The following is a 239-nucleotide window of genomic DNA, read 5'->3' on the forward strand; positions in this document are numbered from 1 at the left end:
CCGATGCCCGCGTTCGTGCGCGACGCGCTGCCCGAGCTGCTGCAGTTCGCGCTCGCCGTGCTGCTCGCTCATCTGTCGTGGCGCTACCTCGAAAAGCGCCTGCTCGACTTCAAGAAGCCGATCGCCGCGATGCTCGCGCGGTACTTCGTGGCGCGGCCGAGCGCGTCTGCGCGCTGACGGAACGGCGGATCTTAGCGACGACGGCGCTATGGCCGGCGACGTTCGCGCGGCGGGTTGGG

1 pseudogene is annotated in these 239 nt (G+C 70.3%); it reads left to right on the top strand.

From position 1 onward, the window contains the following. A pseudogene (locus SB816_RS34675) lies at positions 1–177 on the top strand (acyltransferase); the annotation flags it as partial. Between the last annotated feature and the right edge of the window lie 62 nt (positions 178–239).

The sequence above is a fragment of the Achromobacter sp. SIMBA_011 genome (assembly GCF_046535435.1).
GTDB classification, from domain to species: domain Bacteria; phylum Pseudomonadota; class Gammaproteobacteria; order Burkholderiales; family Burkholderiaceae_B; genus Achromobacter; species Achromobacter dolens.